General features: G+C 74.6%; 18 protein-coding genes. 6 read left to right on the top strand and 12 right to left on the bottom strand.

Features of this window, described 5'->3' with window-relative positions:
• Positions 1-53 precede the first annotated feature (53 nt).
• From D7231_RS28805 to D7231_RS28770, 8 genes are read right to left on the bottom strand one after another with little or no spacing between them, the layout of a single operon-like run.
• Positions 54-1,124 (bottom strand): SAM-dependent methyltransferase, encoded by a 1,071-nt coding sequence (locus tag D7231_RS28805; protein ID WP_120758504.1) that lies wholly within the window; start codon positions 1,122-1,124, stop codon positions 54-56.
• Entirely contained in the window at positions 1,112-1,969 is an 858-nt protein-coding gene (locus tag D7231_RS28800; RefSeq protein ID WP_120758502.1) for a thioesterase II family protein, read from the bottom strand. Before D7231_RS28800 ends, D7231_RS28805 begins: the two co-directional genes overlap by 13 nt.
• Positions 1,956-3,011, bottom strand: coding sequence for an NAD-dependent epimerase/dehydratase family protein (locus D7231_RS28795; protein WP_241999970.1), 1,056 nt, complete (start codon positions 3,009-3,011; stop codon positions 1,956-1,958). Before D7231_RS28795 ends, D7231_RS28800 begins: the two co-directional genes overlap by 14 nt.
• Before the next feature lie 4 nt (positions 3,012-3,015).
• On the bottom strand, positions 3,016-9,567 hold the full coding sequence (locus tag D7231_RS28790) for a type I polyketide synthase (RefSeq protein WP_241999969.1): 6,552 nt from the start codon (positions 9,565-9,567) through the stop codon (positions 3,016-3,018).
• Positions 9,568-9,578: 11 nt separating this feature from the next.
• Positions 9,579-11,237, bottom strand: a complete 1,659-nt coding sequence (locus tag D7231_RS28785; RefSeq protein ID WP_241999968.1) for a D-alanine--poly(phosphoribitol) ligase — start codon at positions 11,235-11,237, stop codon at positions 9,579-9,581.
• Positions 11,234-13,096, bottom strand: coding sequence for an aminotransferase class I/II-fold pyridoxal phosphate-dependent enzyme (locus D7231_RS28780; protein ID WP_120758498.1), 1,863 nt, complete (start codon positions 13,094-13,096; stop codon positions 11,234-11,236). Before D7231_RS28780 ends, D7231_RS28785 begins: the two co-directional genes overlap by 4 nt.
• Entirely contained in the window at positions 13,093-13,356 is a 264-nt protein-coding gene (locus tag D7231_RS28775; RefSeq protein WP_120758495.1) for an acyl carrier protein, read from the bottom strand. Before D7231_RS28775 ends, D7231_RS28780 begins: the two co-directional genes overlap by 4 nt.
• 14 nt (positions 13,357-13,370) lie before the next feature.
• Positions 13,371-14,366, bottom strand: a complete 996-nt coding sequence (locus D7231_RS28770) for a beta-ketoacyl-ACP synthase III (protein ID WP_120758493.1) — start codon at positions 14,364-14,366, stop codon at positions 13,371-13,373.
• Between the two features lie 269 nt (positions 14,367-14,635).
• On the opposite strand from D7231_RS28770, the gene D7231_RS28765 reads away from it, so the two are divergent.
• The 6 genes from D7231_RS28765 to D7231_RS28740 all read left to right on the top strand — a co-directional run bounded on the left by D7231_RS28765 (position 14,636) and on the right by D7231_RS28740 (position 20,279).
• Positions 14,636-14,881, top strand: coding sequence for an acyl carrier protein (locus D7231_RS28765; RefSeq protein ID WP_120758491.1), 246 nt, complete (start codon positions 14,636-14,638; stop codon positions 14,879-14,881).
• A 41-nt stretch (positions 14,882-14,922) separates the two neighbouring features.
• On the top strand, positions 14,923-16,149 hold the full coding sequence (locus tag D7231_RS28760) for a beta-ketoacyl-[acyl-carrier-protein] synthase family protein (protein WP_120758542.1): 1,227 nt from the start codon (positions 14,923-14,925) through the stop codon (positions 16,147-16,149).
• A gap of 271 nt (positions 16,150-16,420) precedes the next feature.
• Positions 16,421-17,311 (top strand): DUF6206 family protein, encoded by an 891-nt coding sequence (locus tag D7231_RS28755; protein ID WP_120758488.1) that lies wholly within the window; start codon positions 16,421-16,423, stop codon positions 17,309-17,311.
• Entirely contained in the window at positions 17,298-18,107 is an 810-nt protein-coding gene (locus D7231_RS28750) for a 4'-phosphopantetheinyl transferase family protein (protein WP_120758487.1), read from the top strand. Before D7231_RS28755 ends, D7231_RS28750 begins: the two co-directional genes overlap by 14 nt.
• Positions 18,108-18,118: 11 nt before the next feature.
• Positions 18,119-19,285, top strand: a complete 1,167-nt coding sequence (locus D7231_RS28745) for a nitroreductase family protein (RefSeq protein WP_147449811.1) — start codon at positions 18,119-18,121, stop codon at positions 19,283-19,285.
• A 331-nt stretch (positions 19,286-19,616) separates the two neighbouring features.
• Positions 19,617-20,279, top strand: a complete 663-nt coding sequence (locus tag D7231_RS28740; RefSeq protein ID WP_120758484.1) for a response regulator transcription factor — start codon at positions 19,617-19,619, stop codon at positions 20,277-20,279.
• Between the two features lie 28 nt (positions 20,280-20,307).
• Here D7231_RS28740 and D7231_RS28735 read toward each other — a convergent pair whose 3' ends face one another.
• From D7231_RS28735 to D7231_RS28720, 4 genes are all read right to left on the bottom strand, one after another.
• Positions 20,308-20,631, bottom strand: coding sequence for a RedY protein (locus D7231_RS28735; RefSeq protein ID WP_120758482.1), 324 nt, complete (start codon positions 20,629-20,631; stop codon positions 20,308-20,310).
• Positions 20,632-20,665: 34 nt separating this feature from the next.
• Positions 20,666-21,835: an L-prolyl-[peptidyl-carrier protein] dehydrogenase gene (gene redW, locus D7231_RS28730; RefSeq protein ID WP_120758481.1), complete on the bottom strand. Its 1,170-nt coding sequence runs from the start codon at positions 21,833-21,835 to the stop codon at positions 20,666-20,668.
• Positions 21,832-24,678 carry a beta-ketoacyl [acyl carrier protein] synthase domain-containing protein gene (locus D7231_RS28725; RefSeq protein WP_120758479.1) on the bottom strand — a complete coding sequence of 949 codons (2,847 nt, stop codon included), beginning with the start codon at positions 24,676-24,678 and terminating at the stop codon, positions 21,832-21,834. Before D7231_RS28725 ends, redW begins: the two co-directional genes overlap by 4 nt.
• Before the next feature lie 178 nt (positions 24,679-24,856).
• Positions 24,857-25,636 carry an AfsR/SARP family transcriptional regulator gene (locus D7231_RS28720; protein WP_324196729.1) on the bottom strand — a complete coding sequence of 260 codons (780 nt, stop codon included), beginning with the start codon at positions 25,634-25,636 and terminating at the stop codon, positions 24,857-24,859.
• Positions 25,637-25,887: the final 251 nt, after the last annotated feature.

Raw genomic sequence — 25,887 nt, 5'->3', positions numbered from 1 at the left:
CCGTCGCGGGGTGCGTGGAGCGGGGCGGTGCGATACGTACGGGGAACGGGGGCTTACCTGTTCGTGGCCGTGAAGGCCCGGAACTGCTCGCCCGGGACGAGCCGGGCCGCCTGCACGTCCGTGAACCCGGCGCGCTCCAGCTGCGCGACGAGCTCCTCCTCGCGCGGCAGCGGGCCGCCGAAGTCGGCGTACGTGAACCAGAGGCTGAGGACGTCCAGGCCGATGCTGCCGCCCTGGCACGCGGTGGTGAGCAGGATCCTGCCGCCCGGAGCCAGCACCGAGCGCGCCTTCTCCAGCGCGGCCACGCGCTCGTCCTCGGCGAAGTAGTAGATGTTGTTGTGCATCGTCACCAGGTCGAACTGCGGCTGTAGTTCGAGGGTGCGCAGGTCGCCCTGCCGGGTCTCGACGCGGTCGGCGAGGCCCCACTCGGCCATGTTCTTGGTCGCGGCCTCGGCGACCTCCTCCTGCATGTCGATCGCGAGGGCCGACAGGCGCGGGTTGAGCCGCGCCGCGTGCCGGACATGGACGCCGCTGCCGCAGCCGACCTCCAGCAGCCGCACCGCGTTCTCGCGGTCGAGGGCGCGGTCGATGGCGGCCTCGACCATCGGCTCGATCACCCGCGTGGAGCGGGCGATCACGAGCCCGTCCTGGTCGCCCAGCGAGAAGCGCTCGCCGGTCGCCGCCATCCGCGGGCCGCCCAGCAGCACGGGCACGTGGAAGCGCAGCACCTCCTCCAGCGCGGCCGCCAGGGCGTCGTTACCGGCCCGCGCGAGGGCCCGGGCGGCGATGCTCTTCAGCCGGTAGCAGCCCTCGCGCCGGTCCAGTTCGCCCAGGCGCACGCCCAGCTCCAGCCAGGCCCGCAGCCGCTGCTTGTCCTGCGCGGCCCCCAGCTTGCCGGCCAGCGACTCCAGGTCACAGGGGCGCACGGCGAGGCAGCCGAGGACGCCGGAGCCCGCGGCCGAGGCGAGGAAGGCCGCCCGGTAGACCGGCGTGACGAATCCCTTCGACACCGCGAGCAGCAGCGGCATCCGCCAGTTCGCGACGATCCGCACCGCGGACAGGGCGTCGCCCAGCGGCTCCCCCACGCGCTCCCTGACGCTCTTGACCAGGCTCAGTACGTCCATGACGGTTCCCTTTGCTCGGATCGGGTGCCGGCGGCCCGGGGCAGCCGGGCGAGCTCACCGCGCAGCTCCCGCAGCAGCCGCTGCCGCGCGGGCCCGTCGCCGGTGAGGAAGAAGTGATCGCCCTGCACGTGGTGGCGCAGGAACGAGCTCGACGTGTACGCGCGCCAGGCCTCCACCTCGGCGGCGTCCGCGACCGGGTCGTCGCTCGCGGAGAACGCCGTCATCGGGCAGTCCAGCGGGCGGCGCGGCCGCCACCGGTAGCCGTTGCAGACCTCCAGGTCGGCCCGGAGGACCGGCAGCCGCCGGTCCAGGTAGGCGCCGTTGAGCAGGGCCCGGTCGCCGTCGCCGAGCGCGCCGATGCCGGCGGCGAAGTCGCGCAGCTCCGCGTCCGGCAGCAGGTGCTCGGCGCGGTCCCCGTACAAGTGCGGCGCCCTGCTGCCGGAGACGAACAGGTGCCGCGGCCCGGGCTCGCCGCGCCGCCGCAGCGCGCACGCGACCTCGTAGGCCAGCAGGGCGCCCATGCTGTGCCCGAAGAACGCGTAGTCGCGGGTGAGCCCCCGGCGCACGAGCTCGCCGGCGACGGCGGCGACGAGCGGCCCCGCGGACGTGTACGGCTCCTCGCGCATCCGCAGGCCGCGCCCCGGCAGTTGCAGGGCGGCGACGTCGGCGACGGCGCCGCCGAGGCGCTCGCGCCAGTCGCGGTAGACGGAGGCCGTGCCGCCCGCGTACGGGAAGCAGATCAGCCGGGTCCCGGGCGCGCCCGCCGCGGGCGGCGGCGCGCCGAAGCGCGGGAACCACAGCGCTTCCCGGGGCGGGGCGGCGAGGAGCGGCTCAGCGGGCGACATGCTTGCGTCCCTCCGGCGAGTCCAGCCAGGCCACGGTGCGGCGCATGCCCTCCTCGAAGCCCACCGGGCTCTTGAACCCGAACTCCTCCTGCGCGCGCCCGGTCCCGTACGACTGGTCGCGGTCGAAGAGGTGCACGGCGTGGCGGGTGAGGACCGGCCGGGCCTTGACGCCGAGGAGGCCGTAGAGCTTCTCCGAGACCGTCGCGACGGCGGTGGCCACGGGCGTCGGCAGGCTCAGCTTCGGCGGCGGCGCGCCCAGCCCGCGGGCGAGGGCCTCGATGTACTCGCGCCACGTGGTGAGTTCGGGGTCGCGCAGGTTGTACGCGCGGCCCGCCGTGGACTCGGACGCGCACGCGTCGATCAGGGCGTCGACGGCGTTGCCCACGTACAGCAGGCCGGCCGGGACGCGGCCCTGGCGGATGTAGACCATCTGCTTGCGCAGCAGCAGGTCCGCGATCTCGATGACGAAGTCCTTGCTGCCGGGCCCGTAGACGGACACCGGGCGGACCACCGTCACCGGCACCCCGGTCCGTTCGGCGGCTTCGCGCACGGCCCGCTCGCCGAGCAGCTTGCTGCGGTTGTAGGGCAGGCCGGTGTCCCGCGGCTCGGCGCTCTCGTCGCAGGGCCGCACGGGATAGCCGTAGACGTCGGTGGTGCTCACGTGCAGGACGCGCCGGACGGTGCCCGCGTGGGCGGCGGCCTCCACGACGTTGGCCGCGCCGGTGACGTTGATGCGCCGGAAGTCCTCCCAGGCGCCCCAGTCCGCCGACTTCCCGGCGCAGTTGTACACCTGCCGCACGCCGGCCGCGGCCCGCCGGAGGCTGCCGATGTCGTCCAGGTCGCCGATGGCCGTTTCGGCCTCGGAGCCGGCGAACCCCGAGCGGTCGCTGCCCTCGCGGACGAGCACGCGCACCCGGTGCCCGCGCTCGGCGAGGCGGCGGACGAGGTGCCCGCCGATGAAGCCACTGGCCCCGGTGACCAGGACGTCCGGCCGGGCGCCGGAGCCGGGGGAGTCGGAGGTGTCCTTGTTCAGCGTCGGCATGGGATCACACCAGAAGGTCGAGGGAGTTTTCGAGGTCGGTCTCGCCGTGGTCGACGTTGATGAAGAAGCGCAGGCGGCACTTGTCGCGCTCGACCGCCGGATAGCCGATGGGCATCACGTTGACGCCCCGCTCCAGCAGGGAGTTCGACAGCGCCATCGTCTTCTCCCAGTCGCCGGTGATGACCGGGATCACGGCGGACGCCCGGGACACCCCGATGTCCAGGCCGCGCTCCCGGGCCCCGGCCCGGAAGAAGTCCGACAGCTCGCGCAGCCGGGCCACGCGCTGCGGCTCCTTGCGCACGACCCGGATCGCCTCCAGGGCCGCCGCCGCGTTCGCGGGCGAGATGCCGGTGCTGAAGATGTGCAGGGGAGCGGTGAAGCGGAGGTACTCGACGATCGGCTCGCGGGCCGCGATGTAGCCGCCGAGGCTGCCGAGCGCCTTGCTGAGCGTCCCCATCCACAGGTCCACGTCGGCCCGGTCGACGGGGAAGTGCTCGCCGATGCCGCGCCCGGTCGCCCCGAGCACGCCCACCGAGTGCGCCTCGTCGATCATCAGCATGGCGCCGTGCCGTTGCTTGACCTCGATGAACCGGGGCAGGTCGGGGATGTCGCCGTCCTGGCTGTACGCGCCCTCGATCACCACCAGCGCCCGCCGGTGCCGGCCGCGCAGCGCGGTGAGGATCCGGTCCAGGGCCTCCCAGTCGTTGTGCGGGAACGGCCGCCGCCGCGCGCCCGACAGGACGCAGCCGCGCACGGTGGAATCGTGGCTCCACTCGTCGTGGACGATCAGGTCCTCCGGGCCGAAGAGGTGCCCCACCGTGGCCACGTTGGTGGCGTGGCCGCCCGCGAAGACGATCGCCGCCTCCGTGCCGAGGAACGAGGCGATCTCCGCGTCCAGCTCGTGGTGCAGGGGCGTCTCGCCGAACAGCAGCGGGGTCGCCGACGCCGACGTACCGTACTGGTCGATGGCCTCCTTGGCGGCCTGCCGCACCTGCGGATGGCCCGAGAGCGCCAGGTAGTTGAAGGCGGCGAAGTTGACGACCTTGCGGCCGCCGATCGTCGCCTCGGCGGAGTTGAAGCCCTCGTGCGAGCGGCCGTACGGGTTCGAGCCGCCCGACCGGGCCTGCCGCAGCCGCCCCTGGAGCTCGGCGTACTCGGCCCACTCCTCGAACGCGTACTCCTGCTTCACCGCCGGCCGCGCGGGCTGCGGCACCAGGGGCGGAACGGCCGGCGCGGCGGCGGGGGCGGCAGGCGCCGGCGGTACGGGTCCGCCGCCGTCGGCCAGCCGGTCCACCAGGTCCCGCACCGTCGGGTCCTCGGGAAGGTCACGTTGCAATTCGTCCATCCGATCGGGGAATTGGGCGGCGATGCTGCGTTGCAGATCGGTCCGCATCAGCGAGTCGAAGCCCAGGTCCACGCCGAGGCGGGCGTACGGCGGGATCTGCTCGGCGGGGAAGCCGCAGATCCGCGCGATGTGGCCGAGGACGCTGCCCTCGACGCCCGGCCCGGCGGCGGCCGCGGAGGCGTACGGCTCCCGCGCCGCGGGCGCGGGGGAGGCGGGGCCCGTCACGGCGGGGCGGTGCGCACTGCTCGCGGCCGGGGCCGTGAACCAGTACGACTCCCGCTCGAAGACCGCGTGCGGCACCGGGACGCGCCGCGGGCGGTCCGCGCCGTCGAGGGCGCCCCAGTCCACGGCGCCGCCCGCGCAGTGCAGCCGGCCCAGGGATTGCAGGAGCGACTCCCACGCGTCGCCGCCGCGCCGCAGCGACGGCAGCCACAGCGGCGCCGGGCCGTCCGCCGCGCCGGGCTCGGCCGCCGTCATGGAGCGGCCCAGGTTGAGCAGCGTCGGGTGCGGGCCGATCTCCACGAACGCGTCGCAGCCGAGCCGGCGCAGCGCCGCGAAGCCGTCGGCGAAGCGCACCGTGCCGAGCAGGTGAGCACGCCAGTAGTCGCCGTCCGGGCGGCCGGTGAGCTCTCCCGTGGCGTCGGAGACCCAGGGCACGGCGGGCTCCGCGCACGCGATCCGGGCGGCGGCCTCCCGCAGCGGGTCCGCCGCGCCCGCCATCAGCGGCGAGTGGAAGGCGTGCGAGACGACCAGCGGCCGTACGGTCAGGCCGCGCCCGCGCAGGGTCTCGCCCGCCGCGGCGATGTCCGCGGCCGCGCCCGACAACACGGTGTGGTCACCGGTGTTGACCGCCGCGACCGCGACCGAGGCGAAGCCCCCGGCCACCTCGCGGACCGCGCCCGGGTCGCCGATGCACGCGATCATCGCGCCGTCGCCGGGCTGCCCGGCCATGAGCCGGCCGCGCTCCGCGGCCAGTGCCAAAGCGTCCTCCAGGGACAGCGCACCGGCGACGGCCGCCGCGGCGATCGCGCCCGCGCTGTGCCCCAGCACGGCCGCCGGGCGCACGCCCAGCGACGTCCACGCCTCGGCCAGCGCGGCCTCCAGGGCGACCAGCGCCGCCTGGCAGTACCGCGTGTCACGCAGCCGCTCGGCGCCCTCCTCGTCGAAGAGCAGGCGCGTCAGCGGGGTGCCGAGCAGCGGGTCCAGCACGGCCGCGGCACGGTCGAGGGTCCGTGTGAACGCCTCGTGCGTGCCGTACAGCTCCCGCGCCATGCCCGTGTACTGGGTGCCCTGGCCGCCGAAGAGGAACGCCACCTTCGGCTCGGGCCGGCCCAGCACGTGACCCCGCACCGCCGCCGTCGAGGCCCGGTCCCGGACCAGGTCGTCCAGCGCGCCGTCCAGATCCGCGGCCGACGCGCCCGTGACGACGGCGCGGTGGGCGAGGTGCGCCCGCCCGGTGTTCGCCGAGTGGCACACCTCCCGCAGGTCCGCGTCCGGGCGGGCCGCGAGGTGCGTGCGGTACTGGCGGGCGAGCGCGGCCAGCGCGGTGGGCGTGTGCCCCGACAGGCACAGCGCGTGCCGCGGCCGCCGTACCGTGCTCGCCGGGGCGGGCGGCACGTCCGGCGCGGCCTCCAGGACGACGTGCGCGTTGGCGCCGCCGAACCCGAACGAGCTCACCCCGGCCCGCGCCACGTCCTCCACGGGCAGCGGACGGCGGTCCGTGGCCACCTCCAGCCCGGCCCCTTCTCGGTCCAGGCCCCGGTTCGGCGTCGTCAGGTGCAGCGACGGCGGCACCTGACGGAACTTGGCGACCAGCGCCGCTTTGATGAGCCCGGCGATCCCCGCGGCCGCCTCCAGGTGGCCGATGTTCGTCTTCACCGAGCCCACCACGCACGGCTCCTGCGCCGGCCGGCCCCGCCCGTAGACCGCCGCCAGCGCCTCCCACTCGATCGGGTCGCCGAGCGCCGTGCCCGTGCCGTGCGCCTCGACGTAGCCCACCGCGGAGGCCGCGAGGCCCGACCGCTCCAGAGCCCGCGCCATCACCGTCCGCTGGGCCGAGCCCTTCGGCGCCGTCAGACCGTTGCTGCGCCCGCCGTGCCCCACGGCCGAGCCGCGGATCACCGCGTGGACGCGGTCGCCGTCGGCCAGCGCCGCGGACAGCGGCTTGAGGTACACCAGCCCGGCGCCCTCGCCGCGCACGTAGCCGTCGGCCGCGTCGTCGAACGTCCGGCAGCGGCCGTCCGCCGACAGCATGCCGCCCTGCGCGAACGCCACCGACAGGCCGGGCGTGATCAGGAGGTTCACCCCGCCGGCCAGCGCGGTGCGGCACTCGCCGGCGCGCAGGCTCTGGCAGGCCATGTGGACGGCGGCGAGCGACGACGAGCACGCCGTGTCCACGGCGAGGCTCGGCCCGGCCAGGTCGAAGTGGTACGAGAGCCGGTTCGCCGCCACCGACTGGGCGTTGCCGGTCGCCGAGTAGACGTCCACGGCGGACAGGTGCGGCATCTGGAGATCCGCGTAGTCGTGGCTGCTGATGCCGACGAACACGCCCGTCTCGCTGCCCGCGAGGCGCGCCGGCGTGACGTGGGCGTCCTCGAACGTCTGCCACGCGACCTCCAGCAGCAGCCGCTGCTGCGGGTCCATGCGTTCCGCCTCGCGCGCCGAGATCCCGAAGAACCGGGCGTCGAAGGCGTCGACGCGGTCCAGGAAGCCGCCGTGCCGGGGCGCCTCCACGAGCTCGGGGTCCCAGCGGTCGCGCGGCACCTCGCCGACGGCGTCGCGGCCGTCCAGCAGGAGCCGCCAGTAGCTGTCCACGTCGGGCGCGCCCGGGAAGCGGCAGCCCATGCCGACGATCGCGACGGGCTCGCCGGCCGCGGGAGCGTGCGCGGCGGGGGAGGACGTGGGCTGCGGCCGCGCCTCCGCCCCGAGACGGGCGGCCACGGCGCGGACGGACGGGTGCTCGAAGACCAGCCCGGCGGGCAGGTCGCGGCCCAGCCAGCCGCCGAGCTCGGCGGCGACGGCCACGGCCTGCCGGGAGTCGAGCCCGAGGGAGGTGAAGGGCAGGTCCCGGTCGACGGCGGACGCCTGAAGCCCGAGCCGCTCAGCGATCCGCGAGGCCAGCCAGGCCTCGATGCCGGCGGCGCGGGGCGGTGCGAGCGCACTGCGGCCGGGCCGCGCCGCGGGCCCGCTTTCGCCGGCCCCGTCCGCGGGCGTGCCCTCCCCGAGCAGCAGCCCGACCAGCGTCTCCGCCCGCGGGCGCACCAGCAGCTCGCCCACCGGGATCCGTACGCCGAACTCCTGCTCCAGGGTGGCCACCGCGTCCAGGAGGCCCGCGTAGTCCAGGCCCAGTTCGGCGAAGCCGCGGTCGGTGATGTCGTCCGTGCCGAGCACGCGCGCGACCGCCTCCGCCACCTGCTCGCGGCCCGGGCGGGCCTTCGGCGCGGGGCCCGGGTCGTCGCGGACCACGCTGGCCGCCACCACCGTCAGCCCGAAGCCCGTCAGGGCCGCCCGGCACGCCTGGCGCTGGATCTTGCCGCTGGTGGTCTTGGGCACTGTCGACCGCTTGAGGAGGACGACGGTGTGCGGCGCGACCTGGTGCTCCTCGGCGATCGCCGTCCGCAGCGCGGCCAGCGCCGCGGCGGGGTCCCCGCTGCCGAACTCGTAGGCCAGCGCGAGCTGTTCGCCCTGCTCCGTGGCGATGCCGAAGGCGGCGCCGCAGCCCGCGCGGACCGCGTCCGTCGCCTTCTCCGCGGTCAGTTCGACGTCGTGCGGGTAGTGGTTGCGGCCCTGCACGATGACGACGTCCTTGGTGCGGCCCACCACGTACAGCCGGCCGTCCCGCAGGAAGCCCAGGTCACCGGTGCGGAGATACGGGGTGGGGCCGTCGTCGGCGATGCGCGCGCGGAACGACGCGTCCGTGGCCGCCGGCCGGCCCCAGTAGCCGCCGGCCACGTTCGGCCCGGCCACCCAGATCTCGCCCACGCGGCCGTCCTCCGCCCGGCGGCGGCTCCCGGCGTCGACCACGGCGACCTCGACGTCCGGCACGGGCGCGCCGCAGCCCACGACCCGGGCCACCCGCTCCGTGCCGTCCCCGGCGGGCCGCGCCTCGCCGCGGGCGAGGGCCGCGGCGTCGAAGGAGCCGAGGACGGGCGGCTCCGCGGCGCCGATGCCGGTGACCATCAGGGTGCCCTCGGCCAGTCCGTAGCAGGGCAGCAGCGCCCGCCGGTCGAAGCCGCAGGGGGCGAAGCGTTCGGCGAAGCGCTCCAGGGTCTCCGCCCGTACGGGCTCGGCGCCGTTGAGGGCGAGCCGCCAGTGCCGCAGGTCGAGCGCGTCGCGCTGCTCGTCGGTGATGCGGCGCAGGCACTGCTCGAAGCCGAAGTTGGGCGCGACGCTGGTCGACGCGCGGGTCCGCGACAGCGTGTCGAGCCACAGCAGCGGCCGCCGGACGAACGTCGCGGGTGCCATCAGGTGGGCGGGGAAGCCGCCGTAGAGCGGGGTGAGGATGCCACCGATGAGCCCCATGTCGTGGTACGGCGGCAGCCAGGAGACCATCCCGGAGTCCTCGTCGTGCTCCAGGCGCAGATGGATCGAGCGCAGGTTGCGGACGAGGTTGGTGTTGCTGACCATGACGCCCTTGGGGTCGGCGGTCGACCCGGAGGTGTATTGCAGGAAGGCGAGCGCGTCACCGTCCGTGCCGGGGTCCTGCCAGGCGCCGGCGTCCCCGGGCGCGAGGTCGTCCGCGGTCAGCCACGTCAGCCCGGTCAGGCCGAGCGCTTCGATGCCGGCGGGCTCGGCGCGGGCCGCGTCGCGGACGTCGGCGGTGGTGTAGGCGTGCGTGGCCCCGGAGTCCCGCGCGATGGCCGCGAGCCGCGGCATGGTCTGGCCGAAGCGCGCGCTGTCCGGCGGGTAGGCGGGCACGGCGATCGCGCCGGCGTACAGGCAGCCGAAGAAGGCGGCGATGTAGTCCAGCCCCGGAGGGTGGAGGAGCAGCACGGGCCGCCCGTGCAGGTTCTCGCGCAGCAGCCGCCCCGCGACGGTGCGGGCGCGCAGGTCCAGTTCCCCGTAGCTCCACGACTCGCTCGCGTCGTCGGTACCGGGGAGAAAGCGGTAGGCGAGCGCGTCCGGCGTGCGGTCGGCGCGGCTCCGGAGCAGCGCGGCCACGGTCTCCGGTTCGCCGCCCGGCCAGAGCTTCCCGATCGGTCCTCGACTCAAGATGTTCTCCGTCATTTGCCGGCAGCGCCTGCGGGCTCTGCGGTGGGCTGCGCCGCCTCGTGGTCAAGGCGCCGGTAGTCGGTCTTGCCGTTGGCGTTGTGCGGGAGCCGGTCCAGGCAGGTCGCCGTGTGCGGCAGCATGTAGCGGGGCAGGAGGCGGGCGCAGTGCTGCTTGAGCCGCACCAGGCCGGGCCGGGCCGCGCCGGGGCGCAGCGTGTAGTAGAGGGCGATGCGGCCGGAGGAGCCCTCCTGCGGGTCCGCCTTCACCACGACCGCGGCCTCGGCGACGGCGGGGTGGGTGAGCACCGCGGCCTCGATCTCGCCGAGTTCGACGCGGTAGCCGCTGAGCTTGACCATGCGGTCCTTGCGGCCGCGGTAGACGAGCTGCCCGTCCTCGTAGCTGACGAGGTCGCCGGTGGGGTGGCGGCCCTGGCAGTGGAAGGCGGCGGCGGGCTCGTCGGGGCGCCGCCAGTAGCCGGGGGTCACGCAGTCGCCTTCGACGACGAGTTCGCCGATCGCGCCGGGCACGCGGACGGCCCGGCCGTCCACGACGACGCTGACGCGGGCGCCCGTGATCGGCGCCCCGATGGGCACCGGCGTGTCGCGCAGGAGGTCCTCGGGGCGCACCCGGTGGTAGGTGCAGACGTTGGTCTCGGTCGGCCCGTACAGGTTGTACAGGGCGGTGCCGGCGGGCAGCCGGTCCGCGAGGGCGCGCAGCTGCGGGATCGGGAAGACCTCGCCGGCGAAGAGGACGTAGCGCAGGCTCCGGGTGACGGCGGGGGTGAGCAGGCCGGACGCGGTGAGGAGGTGCAGGACGGAGGGCACCGAGTACCAGACGGTGACCCCGTGCTCGTGGATGCCCGCGGCCAGTGCGGTCACGTCGCGGGCGGCGGCGTCCGGCACGATCCACACCGCGGCGCCGACGGACAGGGCGACGAACAGGTCGAAGGTGCTGAGGTCGAAGTTGAACGACGCGTGGTTGGCGAAGACGTCGCCGGGTCCCACGTCGAGCTCGGTACGGGCCCAGCCGACGAAGTTGGCCAGGTTCCGGTGGGAGATGCGGACGCCCTTGGGCACGCCGGTCGACCCCGAGGTGTAGAGGATCGCCGCCAGGTCGGAGGGCTGGAGCGCGGGCAGGATCGTCACCCGGCCGGCCCGGACCCGCCCGAAGTCCTCCCAGGTGTGGACGGGCACGCCGCAGACGTCCCCCACCGGCTCCCCGGGCCCTTCCGGTGCCTCGTCCGTCGTGACGACGGCCTCCAGGGAGGCGGGCAGCGTGCGGCCCGCGAGCTGCTCCAGCCGCCGCCGGTCGGTGAACAGCACGACCGGCTCCGCGTCCTGGAGGATCGTCTCGACCCGGCCCGCCGGCTGCCCGCCGTCCAGGGGTACGTACGCGCAGCCCGCCTGCACCGCGGCCACGATCGCCTCGGCGTAGCGCGGCCGCTTGTCCGTCCAGACGGCGATCCGGTCGCCGGCCCGCACCCCGAGGTCGAGGAGGCGGCAGGTGAGTGCGTCGACGGCGGCGGTGAACTCGCCGTAGGTGAGGGGGTGTCCGCCGGTGAAGGCGGGCCGTCCGGCCTGCCCGGCGGGGAAGTCCCGCCGCAGCTGGACCACGCCCGCGCTGAAGGCTCCCGTAGTGGTGTGCATGGTGGTGTGCACTTCCTCGCTCATGCGGATCGCGGCAGGACGCCGGTCTCCGTCGCTGACTCGATGAAGATCCCGGTGGCGAGCTCCAGGTCCTGCGGCGTGTGCTCGCAGGTGACGCTGACCCGCAGGCGGGCGTCGCCGAGCGGCACGCCCGGGTAGACCACGGTCTGGCAGAACAGGCCGCGCGCCCGCACGGCGCGGCCCATCTCCATGGCCTTGCGCTCGTCCCCGATGACGATGGGGAGGATGGCGCTCTCGGTGCGCTCCAGGTCGAAGCCCGCCTTGCGGAGCCCGTCCCGGAGCGTGGTGATGTTGGCCCACAGCCGCTTGAGGCGCTCCGGCTCGGACTCGATGACGTCGATCGAGGCGATCAGCCCGGCCGCGATCCCGGCGGGGATGTTGGCGGCGAAGACGTACGAGTTCGAGTAGTAGCGCAGGTACTCGACGACCTCCTCCTCGCCGACGACGAAGCCGCCCATGCCGGCGAGGGACTTGCTCATGGTGCCGAGTTCGAGGTCGACCTCGCCCTTGAGCCCGAAGTGCTCGGCCGTGCCGGAGCCGCGCGTGCCGAGGACGCCGGTCGCGTGCGCGTCGTCGATCATCACGCGGGCGCCGTACGTCTTGGCCAGCCGCACGATCTCCGGCAGGTCGCAGATGTCGCCGTGCATGCTGAACACGCCGTCGGCCACGATCAGCGTGCCGCCGCCCGCGCCCGCGCCCCGCTCCGCGCCGCGCCGCAGCACCTGCTCCAGGTCCTCCATGTCGTTGTGCCGGTAGATCCGGCGGATGCCGCCCGACAGCCGGCCGCCGTCGACGATGCTCATGTGGTTGAGCTTGTCGACGACGAGCGTGTCGTAGCTCTTGACCAGGCCCGAGATGGCGCCGAGGTTGGCCGCGTAGCCGCCGGGGTAGACGATCGCGGCCGGGCGCCGCTTGAAGGCGGCCAGGCGCCGCTCCAGCTCCTTGTGCAGCATGTTGGTGCCGCCGATGAAGCGGGAGCCGGTGTGCGTGGAACCGTAGGTGCGGGTCGCGTCGCACACGGCGTCGACGACGCGCGGGTGGTTGGCGAGGCCCAGGTAGTTGTTCGAGGCGAACATGAGGAACTCGCGCTCGCGGCCCTCCAGTTCGTCGTAGATGACGGCCCGGTTCTCGCAGCGGGAGACCAGCGGCATGCCGTACCAGTACAGCCGCTCCTCCTCGCGCCCGCGCCGGTACGTCCCGAAGCCGCGGGCCTTGGCGAACAGGTCGGGGTCGCGCAGCTCGGTGAAGTCCTTCATCGAGCGGCCGTCCCAGGCGCCGTCCCGGGCGCCGTCGCCGGCCGCCGCGGGCCGCCCGTCCGCCGGGGTCCGCAGGGCGGCCAGCTCGGCGGCCAGGCCGCGCAGGGTCTTCGCGGTGACGGTGCCCACCACGGTCTCCGGCAGGCCCAGCTCCCGCGCGGCCTCGGCGACCAGCGAGGTGAGGATGACGGAGTCGATGCCGAGCTCGCTCTCGAAGTCGGCGTCGAGGGCCAGCCGGCCGCGCTGGTACTGCGTCTGCCGCACGGCCCCGGCGATCACCGCCTCCAGCACGGCGTCCGTGCCCTCCGGCCCGGCCGGGGCCGCCTCTTCCGCCGTCGCGGAGGGCAGGCCCAGCGCCGCCTCGACGCGGGCGACGAGCTCGCGGATCGTGGTGACGTCGCCGGGCAGCCGCCCGGCGATGCCGAACTGCTCGCCGACCGACACCAGGATCGACTCCAGGGTCACCGAGTCGATGCCGAGGTCGCCCTCGAAGTGGCTGTCGGGCAGCAGGTGGGCCTCGTCGTACAGGGTCCGCTCCGCGACGATCTCCACGACCTTGCGGTGGATGCGCACGGTGTCCTGCGGGCCGTCCATGAGGTGCGTCATGCGGAGGCCGTCCCTTCGCCTGTCTGAAGCCGGCCGACGAGGTCCGAGATCGCGTTGACGGAACGGAAGTTCGCCAGGGAGATCTGCCGCAGCGGGACGGTGATCCGGAACTCCTGCTGCAAGAAGTGGACCAGGTCGAAGACGCCCGCCGAGTCGATGATGTTCAGCTCGTCGATGGGGGTGTCCGGCTCCAGCCCGTCGGCGTCGCCGTCCATCCAGACCTCGACGATGTAGTCGGTGATCAGTTTCTGAGGGGTCATCGCTTTCCTTGCCGTCAGTCGCGGTCGAGGGCGGGCCAGGTGAGCACCGTCGCCCCCCAGGTGAGGCCGCCGCCGAAGGCGGTCAGCAGCAGCCGGGCCCCGGGCCGCAGCGTCCCGTCGGCGTGGGCGTGGTCGAGGGCCAGGGGAATGGAGGCCGCGGCCGTGTTGCCGACCTCGGCGATGTTGCCGGCGCAGCGCTCCCGCGGAACGCCCAGCTCGTCGGCCAGGCGGGCGGTGATTCTGTGGTTGGCCTGGTGGCTGACGAGGCGGTCGACGTCCGCGACCCGCCAGCCGGCGCGGGCGAGCACGGTGCGCGCCGAGGCGCTCATGCGCTGCACGGCGAGCCGGAAGACCTGCTTGCCCTGCATCCTGAAGTAGTGGTCCGCCGCGTCCGGGGCGTGCGGGCGCCGCTCGGAGCCGCCGGCCGGCACCGTGATCAGCTCCAGGCCCTCGCCGTCGCTGCCCAGGTCGAACGGGCCGACCGCGCCGGGCTCGCCCTCCGTGCCGGGCCGCAGGACCAGCGCCCCGGCCCCGTCCCCGAAGATCACCGCGGTGGAGCGGTCGGCCGGGTCGAGGATCCGGGAGAACGTCTCCGCGCCGATGACCAGGGCCCCTGCGGAGGCGCCGCACGCGATGAGCCCCGCCGCGGTCGCCAGGGCGTAGACGAAGCCCGAGCACACGGCGGCGACGTCGTACGCGGCGACGTGGCCGAGGCCCAGCTTGGCCGCCACGGTGGGCGCGGTCGCCGGGCACGTCCGGTCGGGCGTGGTGGTGGCCACGACGACCGTGTCGACGGGCAGGCCGCCCGCGGACTTCAGCGCCTTCGCGCCGGCCCCCGCCGCCAGGTCGGAGGTGGCCATGGAGTCCGGGGCGAAGTAGCGCTGCCTTATGCCCGTACGGGAGCGGATCCACTCGTCGGACGTGTCCAGCGCGGCCACCAGCTCCGCGTTGGTCACGGGCACCGGCGGCAGCGCGCTGCCCACGCCGGCCACGACGGCCGCCGGCGTCACCGGGCACCGCCGCGGCGCCGGTGCCCGTGCTCGGCATTCCCGGAAGATGTGCGGCTGGGACGGAAGCAAACCACGCGAGCGCTCCTCCGATGAGGACAGCCGGAACGGCTCCGGCGTGCCGAGTCTGCTCACCCGGGCTGACCGGACGCTGACGGATGGCTGACCCGCGGCGGGGTCAGGCATCCGTCAGCCCCCCGTCAGCGCGGCCGTCCAGACTGACCGGCACACCGCGCCTGACGGCGTGCACGCACACGAAAGGCGGACGCACCATGAGCCCTGTCTACGACAAGCTGGTGGACCTGCTGGTCGACCGCTTCGCGGTGGACCGCGGCACCATCGGACCGGACGTGACCTTCGAAGAACTGGAGATGGACTCGCTGTTCCTCGTGGAACTCCTCCTCGTCATCGAGTCCGAGTTCCAGGTGAAGATCGGCGAGGACGCCGCCGCGCCGACCGACACCATCGCCACCGTGGTGAAGGTGATCACGGATCAGATCGCGGCCACGGCGTCGTGAGCGCCGCGACAGCCGGGGCGGCCGCGGGCGGCGGGGCGGCCGTGCGGCCCGCGGCCCCCGTCGCCGTCACCGGCCTCGGCCTGGTCACCGCGGCCGGCATCGGCACCGAGGCGACCTGGGACGGGGTGTGCGCGGGTGTCTCCGCGGCCGCCCGCAACCCCGCCCTGGACGGGCTCCCGGTCGACATCTCCTGCACCGTCCCCGGCCTGGACCCCGCCCGGCACGTCGGCCGCCGCAGCATCCTGATGCACGACCGCTTCACCCAGCTCGCCATCGTCGCCGCCCGCGAGGCCGTCGCCGACGCCGGGCTCGACCCGCGGCACTGGGACGGCGCGCGCGTCGGCGTCGTCGTCGGCTGCGGCCTCGGCGGCGTCAGCACCTGGGAGGAACAGCACCGCCGGATGCTGGAGCACGGGCCCGGCAAGGTCTCCGCGCTCCTCGTCCCGATGCTCGTGCCCAACATGGCCGCCGGCAACCTCGCCATCGACCTCGGCGCGACCGGCCCCAACTTCGTCACCGCCACGGCCTGTTCCTCCGGCGCCACCGCCCTCGGCACCGCGGCGCAGCTGCTCCGCGAGGACGCCTGCGACATCGTCGTCGCGGGCGGCGCGGAGGCCGGCGTCAGCCCGCTCATGGTCACCGGCTTCGCGCAGATGGGCGCGCTCTCGCGCAGGCTCGGCGAACCCGCCGCCGCGTCCCGGCCCTTCGACGCGGACCGCGACGGCTTCGTCATCGGCGAGGGCAGCGGCATCCTCGTCCTGGAGCGGGAGGCCGACGCCCGCGCCCGCGGCGCCCGGGTGCGCTCCCTCCTCGCGGGCTACGGGGCCTCCGCCGACGCCCACCACCTCACCGCGCCCGAACCCGAGGGCAGGGCCGTCCTCGCGGCCGTCCGCACCGCGCTCCGCCAGGCGGGCGCGGCGCCCGGCGACATCGGGCACGTCAACGCCCACGGCACGTCGACGCGCCTCAACGACGCGGTCGAGGCCGCGACGCTGCGCCGCGCCCTCGGCGACGGTGCGGCGGTCACCTCCACCAAGGGCGTCCTCGGGCACACGCTCGGCGCCGCGGGCGCGATCGAGGCCGCCCTGACCGTCCTGGCCCTCGAACGCTCCCTCGTACCGCCCACGGCCAACCTCGAACGGCTGGACCCCGGCGTCGAACTGGACGTCGTCGCGGGCGCCCCGCGCAAGGCGTCCATCGACGCGGCGCTGTCCACGTCGTTCGGCTTCGGCGGCCAGAACGCGGCGCTCGTTTTTCGAGCGGCGTGATGCCGTTTCCGGCGGATCCCGTCTACGCGGCGGTGCCGGCCGGCACGGATTCCGCCGGACCCACGCCGTCGTGGCAGATCGCCGTTGCGGCGGGAGGGGACCGGCCGGCTTCGGCGGAGGCCCGCCGTCAGCGGGGGAGACCCGCGCGGCGGAAGAAGAGCCGCCGGCTCCGGCAGGGGAAAAGTGCCCGCCGCCACGGCGGGAAACCCCCGCGGCGAGGGCCCGGCGGAATGCGCGATGACCGCTACCGACACGGAAGGCAGGCCCGGCCATGACACTGACCGTCCCGGAGGACGACCTCCGGGAACTCGAACAGCAGGTCCGTCGCGCGCTCGCCGCAGGCGACCCCCGCGGGCTGACCGTCCTCGGCTACGGCGAAGTCACCCTCGTCCTCGCCCTGGAGACCGAACGCGGCGCGTTCGCGTGCAAGCGGCTCCCCGTCTTCGACAGCCGCAAGCGCTACGAGGCCTACGGGCGCACCCTCGGCCAGTACACGGACCGCCTCGCCGCCGCGGGCGTCCACGTCGCCGAGACCCGCCTGTGGGACACCGCCCTGCCCCCCGGGAAGACTGTCGGCTACTGCGTCCAGGAGACCCTGCCCGTCAAACGGCTCGTCTCCCACCTCCTGCACACCGAGGGCCGCGACTGGGCCGAGGACTTCTTCGCCCGCTTCCTCGGCACCGTGCACGGCGCCGTCTCCCCGTCCCTGGGCCTGGACGCCCAGGCCTCCAACTGGATCGACCTCGACGGGGACCTCGTCTACCTCGACGTCACCTCGCCCCTCATGCGTGACGCCCGCGGCCGCGAACTCCTCGACGTCCGGCTGTTCTTCACCTCACTGCCCCTGCTCCTGCGCGACGCCGTCCGCATCGCTATGGCCAAGTCCATCTTCGACAAGTTCTACACACCCCGCGGCGTCGTCCTCGACTTCCTCGGCAACCTCCACAAGGAGAAGCTGGCCGCCCTCGTCCCCGGCTTCCTCGAACAGGCCAACGCCCGCATCGAGCCGGCCCTCACCGCCGAGGAGGTCGCCGAGTACTACAAGGGCGACGCCGCGATGTGGGAGCTCATCCAGCGGCTGCGCAAGGCCGACCGCGCCTGGCACCTCAAGATCCGCCGCCGCCCGTACCCCTTCCTCCTGCCGCCCGATGTCGACCGCTGACGCCCTCGCCCCGGCCCCGCCGCGCCCCCGCGCCGGCCGGCCCGCCGGCGAGGCCCTGACCCTCGACCCCGCCCGCCCGCTGCACCTCGCGCCGCTCGACGGCGGGCTCACCGCGGCCGTCGTCTCGATCGCCTGGCTGCGCGCCCGGGGCGACACCGTACGCGCCGCGCTCGAAGCCCGGCACCTGACCGGCGACGAGGCCGCGCACGCCGCGGGCCTGCGCCTGCCGGGGCGCCGCTACGAGTGGCTCGCCGGCCGCCTCGCCCTCAAGCACGGCGTCCTCGCCCACGCCCGGCGGCACGGGCGCCGGGCCGGCCGCACCCGCGACGTCCGCGTCGGCGCCGTCGCGCACGGACCGCGCGCCGGACGGCCCGTCGTCAACGCCCCCGTCGACGTGGGCCTCTCGCACTCCGGGGACTTCGCCGTCGCCGTGTGCGGCCCGCGCCCCGTAGGCATCGACCTGGAGCGCCGGCGCAGCATGCCGCCGATGCTCACCGAGCTGCTGACCGCCGACGACCACCGCGCCGCCGCCCACGCCGACCCCGACCGCCGCCGCCTCGCCACCATGCCCCTGCCGCTGCGCTGGGCCTGCAAGGAGGCCGTGCTCAAGCACTACGGATTCGGCCTGCGCGTCGACCCCCGCGAAGTCGCCCTGCACACCTGGCGCCACGACCACGGCTTCACGTGGCGGCCCGGCCCCGGACTCCTGCACCACGCGCCCCCGGCGGGCGAAGGCCCGCTGCACGGCTGGGCCCGGTGCATCGACGGATACTTCCTCGCCCTGGTATGGACGTGATGAGCGAATCCATGACACCCACCGCCCCCCGGACCCCCGGCCTCGGCGAGTCCTTCCCCGAAGCGCTGCGCCGCGCCACCGGGATCGCCGCCCTCAGCCCCTCCTCGCACAACTGCCAGCCGTGGGCGCTCGCCCGCCTGGAGAGCCGGCCCGCGCGGCGCGCCGCCGCCGACCTGCTCGGCTGCCCCGACGACGGCTCCACCGTCTACCTCGCGCTCGCCGTCGACCGCCGGCGCAGCCTCACCGCCCTGCCCGCCCACACCCTGGAGATGCGGCTGAGCTGCGCCGCGTACTGGCGCATGCTCTGCCGGGCCCTCGCCGCGCAGGGCTGGGCGCTCGTCCGGGAACGGGCCCACGAAGCCGGGGGAGCCGCGGACTCCCGCCTGCCCGGCGGCCCCTGGCCCCGCGACTGGTCGCTGCTGTGGACGGCCGCGCTGCGCCGCACCGGCGAGGCGGCCGAGAACCTCGCCGCCCTGGACGCCGCGGCCCGCGCCCGCCACACCAACCGCGGCCCGTACGACGACGAGCCGCTCGCCCCGGCACTGCTCCGCGACCTCGCGCGCCACCCGCCCGCTGGTGGCCGTCCGGTCGCCGTCCGGCATCTGACGGAGATGCATGAACGCGGCATATTCGCCGAGTTCCTCGCCCACCACGGAGGCATTGATTTCAGCCACCCGGCCGCCTGGCGCGAAACCCACTCCTACATCCGGTGGAGCCCGGCGGCGGTGCGCGCGCACGGCGACGGCTTCTCCGCGGCGCAGCTTTTCGGACCGATGTCGGCCCGGCAGCGGCTTGCCAAACGGATCGCGCTCGCCCCGCCGGTGATGAAATTCCTGTGCCGGTTCGGTTATGACCGCTCGCTCGCGGGGGGACTGGCCGCCGAGGTCCGGCGCACCCCCGCCGTCGTCCTCATGCACTTCGCGGACGAGTCTCCGGGGGTCGCCGACGCCTTCCGGGGCGGCGCCCGCATCGCCGACTACTGGCTGTACGCGGCAGCCGCCGGTCTCGCCCTGCACCCGATGAGCGTCGTCATGCAGCACGACACCCTGCGCACGGCGCTCCAGGAGCAACTGGGCCTTCCCGGCAGGCTCTTCTTCGTCAGCCGCGTGGGCCGGCCCCGTACGGCCTTCCCGCCGGCGCCCCGGTGTCTCGGCGCCGCGGAGCACCGCACGGTCTGAACCGGGGGCGGGAATGCATCGGAACATTCCGGCCAGGCCCGGATCGCGTACGCCGCGGGGCCGGGGATACTGCTCCCTTGCCGCCGTCTTTACCGTGACAGATTCCCGCCAAAACCTGGCGGGATGCCCGGTCGTCAGTTGCCGCTGGCGTACAGTCGGGTGAGACGTTCAGGGGGAAGCCGTGGGCCACGGAGATGACGTCAATCAGCCATCGCTACGCCGTCGGGGGGACTCGGGCGCTCTTCACCCCCTCTACCCCGTCGGCCACAATAGCGCCTGCTCCCCGAAGCGACTCCGTTCGGAACCGTTCCGTTTACTGGAAGCAGGCTCGATGAGTATGCGCATACTGCTGTGCTGCGACAAGCTCATCCTGGGCGCAGGTATGCAGGCACTGCTGGGCCAGCACGGCCTGGAAGCACAGACGAAAACATCCGTGCGCAGCACGGTGGCGGCCGCCAAGGAGATGGCGCCGGACGCCATTGTCGTCGTGGCCCCGGCGCTCAGCATCGACGACACCCACGAACTCGCCGAACTCTCGCGGATGGCGAAGGTCATCCTGCTCGCCCGGCCCGACACCACGCCCAGGGCCTTCGAGGCGCTGCGCATCGGCGTCCGTGCCGTGCTCTCCCTGGAGGACCCGCCGGAGGAGCTCATCCGCATGATCAAGACGGTCATCGAGGTCGACGCCATCGTCGCGCCGCTGACCGCCCGCAAGGCGCTCGACCAGCTCCGCACCGGACAGCCCCCCGTCCCCGCCCCGCCGCCGGCCGGCGCCCTGACCCCGCGCGAGGCCGAGGTGATGCTGCTGCTCGCGCAGGGCCGGTCCAACGCGGAGATCGCCGAGAAGCTCTCCATCTCCAACGCGACGGTCCGCTCCCACGTCCACCACGTCCTGCGGAAGCTGGACGCCGGGACCCGCGCCCGGGCGGTCGCCATCGCCTACGAGACGGGCCTGATCGACGCCATGGAGCGGCAGGCGGAGCGCAGCCCCTGACGCCGCGGGCGCCGCCGCGCGGAGCCCGTCAGCCCACGGCGGCACGGTATCCGGGCTCCACGCGCACCCCGGCGAGTTCGTCCACCACCTCGGCCATTTCCCCGAAATCCGCGACCAGCCGGGCGAAGGTGCTGCTGGTGGTGTCCCGCGCGAACTCGGCCCGGCTGCGCACTCCGATGACTTCGAAGAAGTGGACCGGTGCGGACGGATCCCCGGAAACCCGCTGCACGCTGAATGACAGCACGCTCGGGAGTTCCGGACAGGTCGCGTAGTCGGTCTCCCGCACCCACTTTTCGAAACGGCCGGGCGTGACGCCGGGGCGGAGCCGAATTCGGTGCACAATCAGGTCCACGATGCCGGAAGTCCTTTCTGTATTCCCGTGTGGTTCACCGCTGCCGGCGCTTTCCGGAGTGCCGGCCGCCCAGGCCCAGTGCACGGGCGACATTGTTCTTCTGGATCTCGTTGGTGCCGGAGAAGACGCGGGAGGGCAGGGCGTCCCGCAGGAACGTCTCGGCTTCGCCGCCGAGGATGCCGAGCGCGCCGCGCAGCTGCACGGCATCCAGCCCGAGCTGTACGGCCGCCTCGCTCACCGCGAGCTTCGCCAGCGCGGGCGCGATCTCGTCGTCGCTGCCCGCGTCGAGCCCGCTCGCGGCCTTGTAGAGCATCAGCCTGGCCGACTCCAGCCGCACCGTCATGTCGACGATGCGGTGGCTGACGGCCTGGAAGCCGCCGATGGCCCGGCCGAACTGCTCGCGCTCCCGGGCGTGTTCCATGGTGGATTCCAGTACGCGCTGCATCGCCCCGAGGTAGGTGGCGAACAGGCACGTGCGCTCCCACTTCATCGACGAGGAGAAGATGCCCGCGCCGGAGCCTTCCTCGCCGAGGACGTCCGCGGCCGGCACCACGCAGTCCGTGAGGTACACGTCGGCCATCGGCGAGCCCTGCAGGCCCACCTTGTCGTAGCGCGGGCCCACCGTCAGGCCGGGCGTGCCCGCCGCCAGGACGAAGGTCGTCAGGCCGAAGAAGCCGCCCCCGGGCGACGTCGCCGCCTGGAGCACGAACACGTCGGCCACGGGGGAGTTGGTGGTGAAGCACTTGCTGCCGTTCAGCACGTACGCGTCGCCCTCGCGCACGGCGCGCGTTCGCAGGTTCAGGGCGTCGGAGCCGGCGGCGGGCTCGGTGATGGCGTGCGCGGCGATCGCCTCGCCCGAGGCGAGGGGCGGCAGCCAGCGCTGTTTCTGCTCCTCGGTGCCGAACTCGGTGATCGGCATGACGGCCGCGAACAGGTGCGCGGCGACGGAGAACGCGAAGCCCTGGTCGGCGCACCCGTAGCCGAGGGCCTCCATCAGCGCCGCGGTCGTGACGGCGCCCAGCCCGCTGCCGCCGTACGCGGCGGGCACGCTCGCGCCGGTGAGGCCCTGCTTGCCCGCGAGCTGCCAGCGGCGCCGGAAGTCCTCCGGGTCGTGCGCCGCCGTGCCGCCGCCGAGGTCGCGCCGGGCGAAGCGCACGACCATGTCGCGCATCTCCGCGGTCTCGGTGTCGAAGTCGAAGTTCATCGTGGCCCGTCCAGGTGTTCCTCGATCAGCACGTGATAGTTGATGCCGCCGGTACCGAAGGAGCTGACGCCCGCGCGGCGCGGCCGCCCGGGCGCGGACTCCCACGGCCGCGAGGCCGTGGACACGCGCGCGGGCACGCGGTCCAGCTCCAGCTCCGGATTGACGGTGGTGAGGCCCGCGTTGGCCGGCAGCACCCCGGTCCGCAGGGCGTGCAGGGCGCGCAGCAGCCCGGCGGCGCCCGCCGCAGCGAAGGTGTGGCCGAAGAACGACTTGGCGGAGCCGATTTCCAGCGGCCGCCGCCGGTGCGGGCTCGCGTACACCCGCGCGACCGCGGCGATCTCGACCCGGTCGCCCACGCGGGTGCCCGTGCCGTGCGCCTCCAGGTAGCCCACGTCGGCCGGGTCGAAGCCCGCCTGCCCGAACGCCTGGCGCATCGCCCGCACCTGCCCGTCCGCGTCCGGGGCGATCAGGGACTTCGCGTCGTTCGACGCGCCGATCCCGCACAGCAGGCCGTGGATCGCGTCCCCGTCGCGGCGGGCGTCCGCGTAGCGCTTGAGCAGGAACAGGGCGCAGCCGTCGCCCGGCGTGAAGCCGTCCGCCGCGGCGTCGAAGGGGGTGATCCGCCCGTGCGAGAGCAGCCCCAGCGCCGAGCACAGCACCATGTCGCGGGCGTTGCAGGGCAGTTCGACGCCGCCCGCCAGCGCGTAGTCCACGCTGCCGGAGCGCAGCCGTCCCACCGCCACGTCCAGCGCGGCGAGCGACGACGCGCACGCCGCCTCGATCCCCAGCGGCACGGCGTCCAGGCCGTACTCATTGGCGATCACGGCCGCGACGCCGCCGGCCAGGGCGCCGTCGAGGTCCTCCGGCCCGCGCGGGCCCGGCTCCGGCGCGTACCGCTCGCGGACCAGGTCGAGCAGCGTCGCCGTCTCGGTCGGATCCAGCCGGCCGAGCGCGGCGAGCCCGCCGACGGCCGACTCGACCTCGCCCAGGGCCAGCCCCGCGGCCGCGCGCCGCTCCCGGGCCAGGCTCAGGTTGGTGCCCGTCGCGACCAGGCCCGGCCCGCGCAGCGCCGCGGCCGCCGGGCCGCGGCGCGCCAGCAACTCGCCCGCCACGGACAGGGCCACGCGTTGCGCGGCGTCCATGACGGCCCAGCGGCGCGGCGGGATGCGCAGCCCTTCCGGGGGCTGCTCCGGCACCTCCAGGGGCGAGCCCTGGTCGGTGTAGCTGCGGGTGAGGCTCAGCTTGCCGGGCTCGTAGTAGAGCTCGCGGTCGAGGAGGGACTCCGGCAGCGGCCCGATGCGGTCCTCGCCGGTGAGCATGGCGGCCCGGAAGGCGTCGGCGTCGGGCGCGTCCCCGAAGCGGCCTCCGTAGCCCACGATCGCGATGGGCTCCGGCGCGGCGGAGAGCGTGGCGGGGAGCGCGGCGGAGACACGAGCCGTACGCGGACGTTCCGCAGCCGGCGCGGCGGCGTCCGGGTCGTGCTCCTCCAGGATCAGGTGGCAGAGCGTGCCGGTCAGCGACGCGCCGCTGACCGCGGCCCGGCGCGGCCCTGCGCCCGCCTCCCGGAGCCACTTCCGCGGCTCCGGCAGCGTGCGGAACGCGGGGCCCGGCTCCGGCCCCGGCCCCGGCTCCGGCGGGAGCTGGGCCGGCAGGCGCCGGTGGTACAGGGCCAGCGCCGCCTTGGTGACGCTCGCCAGGCCCGCGTTGGCGAAGGTGTGCCCGAGCCGGTCGCGCACGCTGCCCACGACCACGGTGCCGGGACCGGCCCCCGCGTACACCGCCGCCAGCGCGTCGAGTTCGGCGCGCGTCTCGTGCGCCACGCCGTAGCCGCCGCACTCCACATAGCCGACGGACTCCGGCGACGCGCCGCAGGAGTCCAGCGCGGCGCGGGCCGCTCCGGCGCGCCGCTCCACGGACGTGGAGTATCGGAACACGCCCGGGCGCCCCTCGTGGCGCACCGCGCAGCCGCGAACGGTCGCGTAGACGCGGTCCCCGTCGCGGACGGCGGACGGCAGCCGCTTGAGCAGCAGCGCGCCCACGCCCTCGCCGAGCGCGAAGCCGTCGCCGTCCGCGGCGAACGGCCGTGTCTGCGCGGCGATGAGGCCCTTCGCCGCGAGCGCCGCCCGCAGGAACGGGCCCTCCTCGCGCTGGCCCGTGACCACCAGCACCGCCTCCGACAGACCGCCGCGCAGGCTGTCCAGAGCGTGCGCGAGCGCGAGGAACGACGTCGCGTCGGCCGACTCCAGGGCCAGCGTGCGGCCCCGCAGCTTGAAGGCGCCCGCGATCCGGGCCGGGATGGTGCTGGCCATCTCCCCGACCCGGTCGTGCGGCGACGCCCCCAGGCGCCGCACCAGGGCGGTGCGCAGCTCGTCGGCGGCCTGGGCGGCCGTACGGGCCGAGCCGCCGAACTCGGGTGCGGTCATGGCCCGTTCCAGCTCGCGGGCGTACCGGCTGCTCTCGACGCGCAGGGCGTTGGCGTACTGCCGGTCGAGGCCCGCGCACACCCCCGCCACCACGTCCGTCCGCTCGGCTTGCAGCGTCCGGTCGCCGGCCTTGGCGTCCTCCAGGCACTCCCGGGCCGCCTCCAGCATCAGCAGCTGCATCTGCGTCAGCGCGCCGGCCTGGGCGGGCGGAATGCCGAACTGCGCGACGTCGACCTCGATGTCCGCGAGCGACGGGGCCCCGGCCCCGGGCGGCGGCGGTGGTTCGGTCAGGGACCTCCAGAAGGCGTCGGCTCCCCGTACGCCCGGGTAGAGCGCCGCGATGCCGACGATCGCGATCGGTTCGTCCTGTGGTGCGCGCGCGGTGCCGACGGCACCGCGCGCGTCGAACTCGGAGTGCATGTCGGAACGACTCCAGGTGTTCTCGGCCGGCCGGAAGCGACGGCCGGGCGAAGGATGTGGTGCGGCCCCGCGGGGTTGCGACTTCGTGGTTCCCGCCGTTGCGGCCGAGGAAATGTGCCCGCCGCAACGGCGAGAACCACATCGGTCAGGGCCCGGCGGAATGCCCGGACACCGGAACTCACACGCCCGTGGTGACCCGCCGGTCAGGCGCCAGGGCGCCCGGCTGGGCCAGCCCGGGATCCTGGGCGAGGATCTCGGCGTGCCGGCGCTGGAGCCCGGCACCCGGCTGGATGCCCAGCTGCTCGTCCAGCCGCTTCCGGGTGAGCCGGAACCGCTCCAGGGCCTCGCTCTGCCGCCCCGACCGGTACAGCGCGAGCATCAGCAGCTCGCAGAACCGCTCGTGGAGCGGGTGCTGGGCGACGAGCTGCTGGAGTTCGGCGATCACCTGGGTGTTGTGCCCCAGCACCAGGCGGGCGCTCACCAGGTCCTCCCACGCGGTCAGCCGGCGCTCTTCGAAGAGGGTCGCGGCGCTCGCGCACCGCAGCCCCTCCCCGGCGTCGAACAGTGCCGGGCCGCGCCACAGCCGCAGACCGGTTTCGAGCAATCTCGCCGCCCGCTCGGGGTCGGTGGTCAGCGCGGCTCCGCCGCGAGAGGCGAGATCGAGGAACCTGTTGGCGTCGACGCATTCCGCCGGCACGTCCAGCAGATAGCCGTTCGGGATGGACCGCAGAACGGTCGTGCGGTGCATCGGAGTGTGTGCTTCCAGTACCTTGCGCACCCTGGTCGCCTGCGCCTGCAAGGCGTTCCGGGGATTGCCGAGGGGCGAACCGCACCACAGCTCGTCGACGAGCTCCATGTGCGATACCGCCCGCCCCGCCCGGAGGGCGAGGGTCGCGAGCATGGACCGGACCTTGCCGGCCCGGATGTCGCTGCTCCTCTCCGCAGCGCTGACGCGCACCGGACCGAGTATTTCAATTTGCACGAAATTCCCCCACACAGCGGTTTCCGCCGGAGATCAGAACAGAAGCCGGTACCGGCTTTTCCCCCTTTCGGCGCCCAATCCTCGCAACGCGGAACAACTCGCGTCATCCATCCCCCGGCCCCTTTCCGCCCTCAACGGATGGCGGAGCCGGGCGGCCGCCCCGTACGTTCATTGAGGCGCGTGCCCGCCCGGCTCAACGCGGCGTCAACACACGGAGGACGGGGCCG

Source organism: Streptomyces klenkii (assembly GCF_003626645.1).
Lineage (GTDB): Bacteria > Actinomycetota > Actinomycetes > Streptomycetales > Streptomycetaceae > Streptomyces > Streptomyces klenkii.
This window is presented reverse-complemented; position numbering and strand designations above follow the sequence as displayed.

Coding starts and splice junctions, on each gene's coding strand:
- D7231_RS28805 (WP_120758504.1), bottom strand. CDS start 1,124: ATGGACGTACTGAGCCTGGTCAAGAGCGTCAGGGAGCGCGTGGGGGAG.
- D7231_RS28800 (WP_120758502.1), bottom strand. CDS start 1,969: ATGTCGCCCGCTGAGCCGCTCCTCGCCGCCCCGCCCCGGGAAGCGCTG.
- D7231_RS28795 (WP_241999970.1), bottom strand. CDS start 3,011: ATGCCGACGCTGAACAAGGACACCTCCGACTCCCCCGGCTCCGGCGCC.
- D7231_RS28785 (WP_241999968.1), bottom strand. CDS start 11,237: ATGAGCGAGGAAGTGCACACCACCATGCACACCACTACGGGAGCCTTC.
- D7231_RS28780 (WP_120758498.1), bottom strand. CDS start 13,096: ATGACGCACCTCATGGACGGCCCGCAGGACACCGTGCGCATCCACCGC.
- D7231_RS28775 (WP_120758495.1), bottom strand. CDS start 13,356: ATGACCCCTCAGAAACTGATCACCGACTACATCGTCGAGGTCTGGATG.
- D7231_RS28765 (WP_120758491.1), top strand. CDS start 14,636: ATGAGCCCTGTCTACGACAAGCTGGTGGACCTGCTGGTCGACCGCTTC.
- D7231_RS28755 (WP_120758488.1), top strand. CDS start 16,421: ATGACACTGACCGTCCCGGAGGACGACCTCCGGGAACTCGAACAGCAG.
- D7231_RS28750 (WP_120758487.1), top strand. CDS start 17,298: ATGTCGACCGCTGACGCCCTCGCCCCGGCCCCGCCGCGCCCCCGCGCC.
- D7231_RS28745 (WP_147449811.1), top strand. CDS start 18,119: ATGACACCCACCGCCCCCCGGACCCCCGGCCTCGGCGAGTCCTTCCCC.
- D7231_RS28740 (WP_120758484.1), top strand. CDS start 19,617: ATGAGTATGCGCATACTGCTGTGCTGCGACAAGCTCATCCTGGGCGCA.
- redW (WP_120758481.1), bottom strand. CDS start 21,835: ATGAACTTCGACTTCGACACCGAGACCGCGGAGATGCGCGACATGGTC.
- D7231_RS28725 (WP_120758479.1), bottom strand. CDS start 24,678: ATGCACTCCGAGTTCGACGCGCGCGGTGCCGTCGGCACCGCGCGCGCA.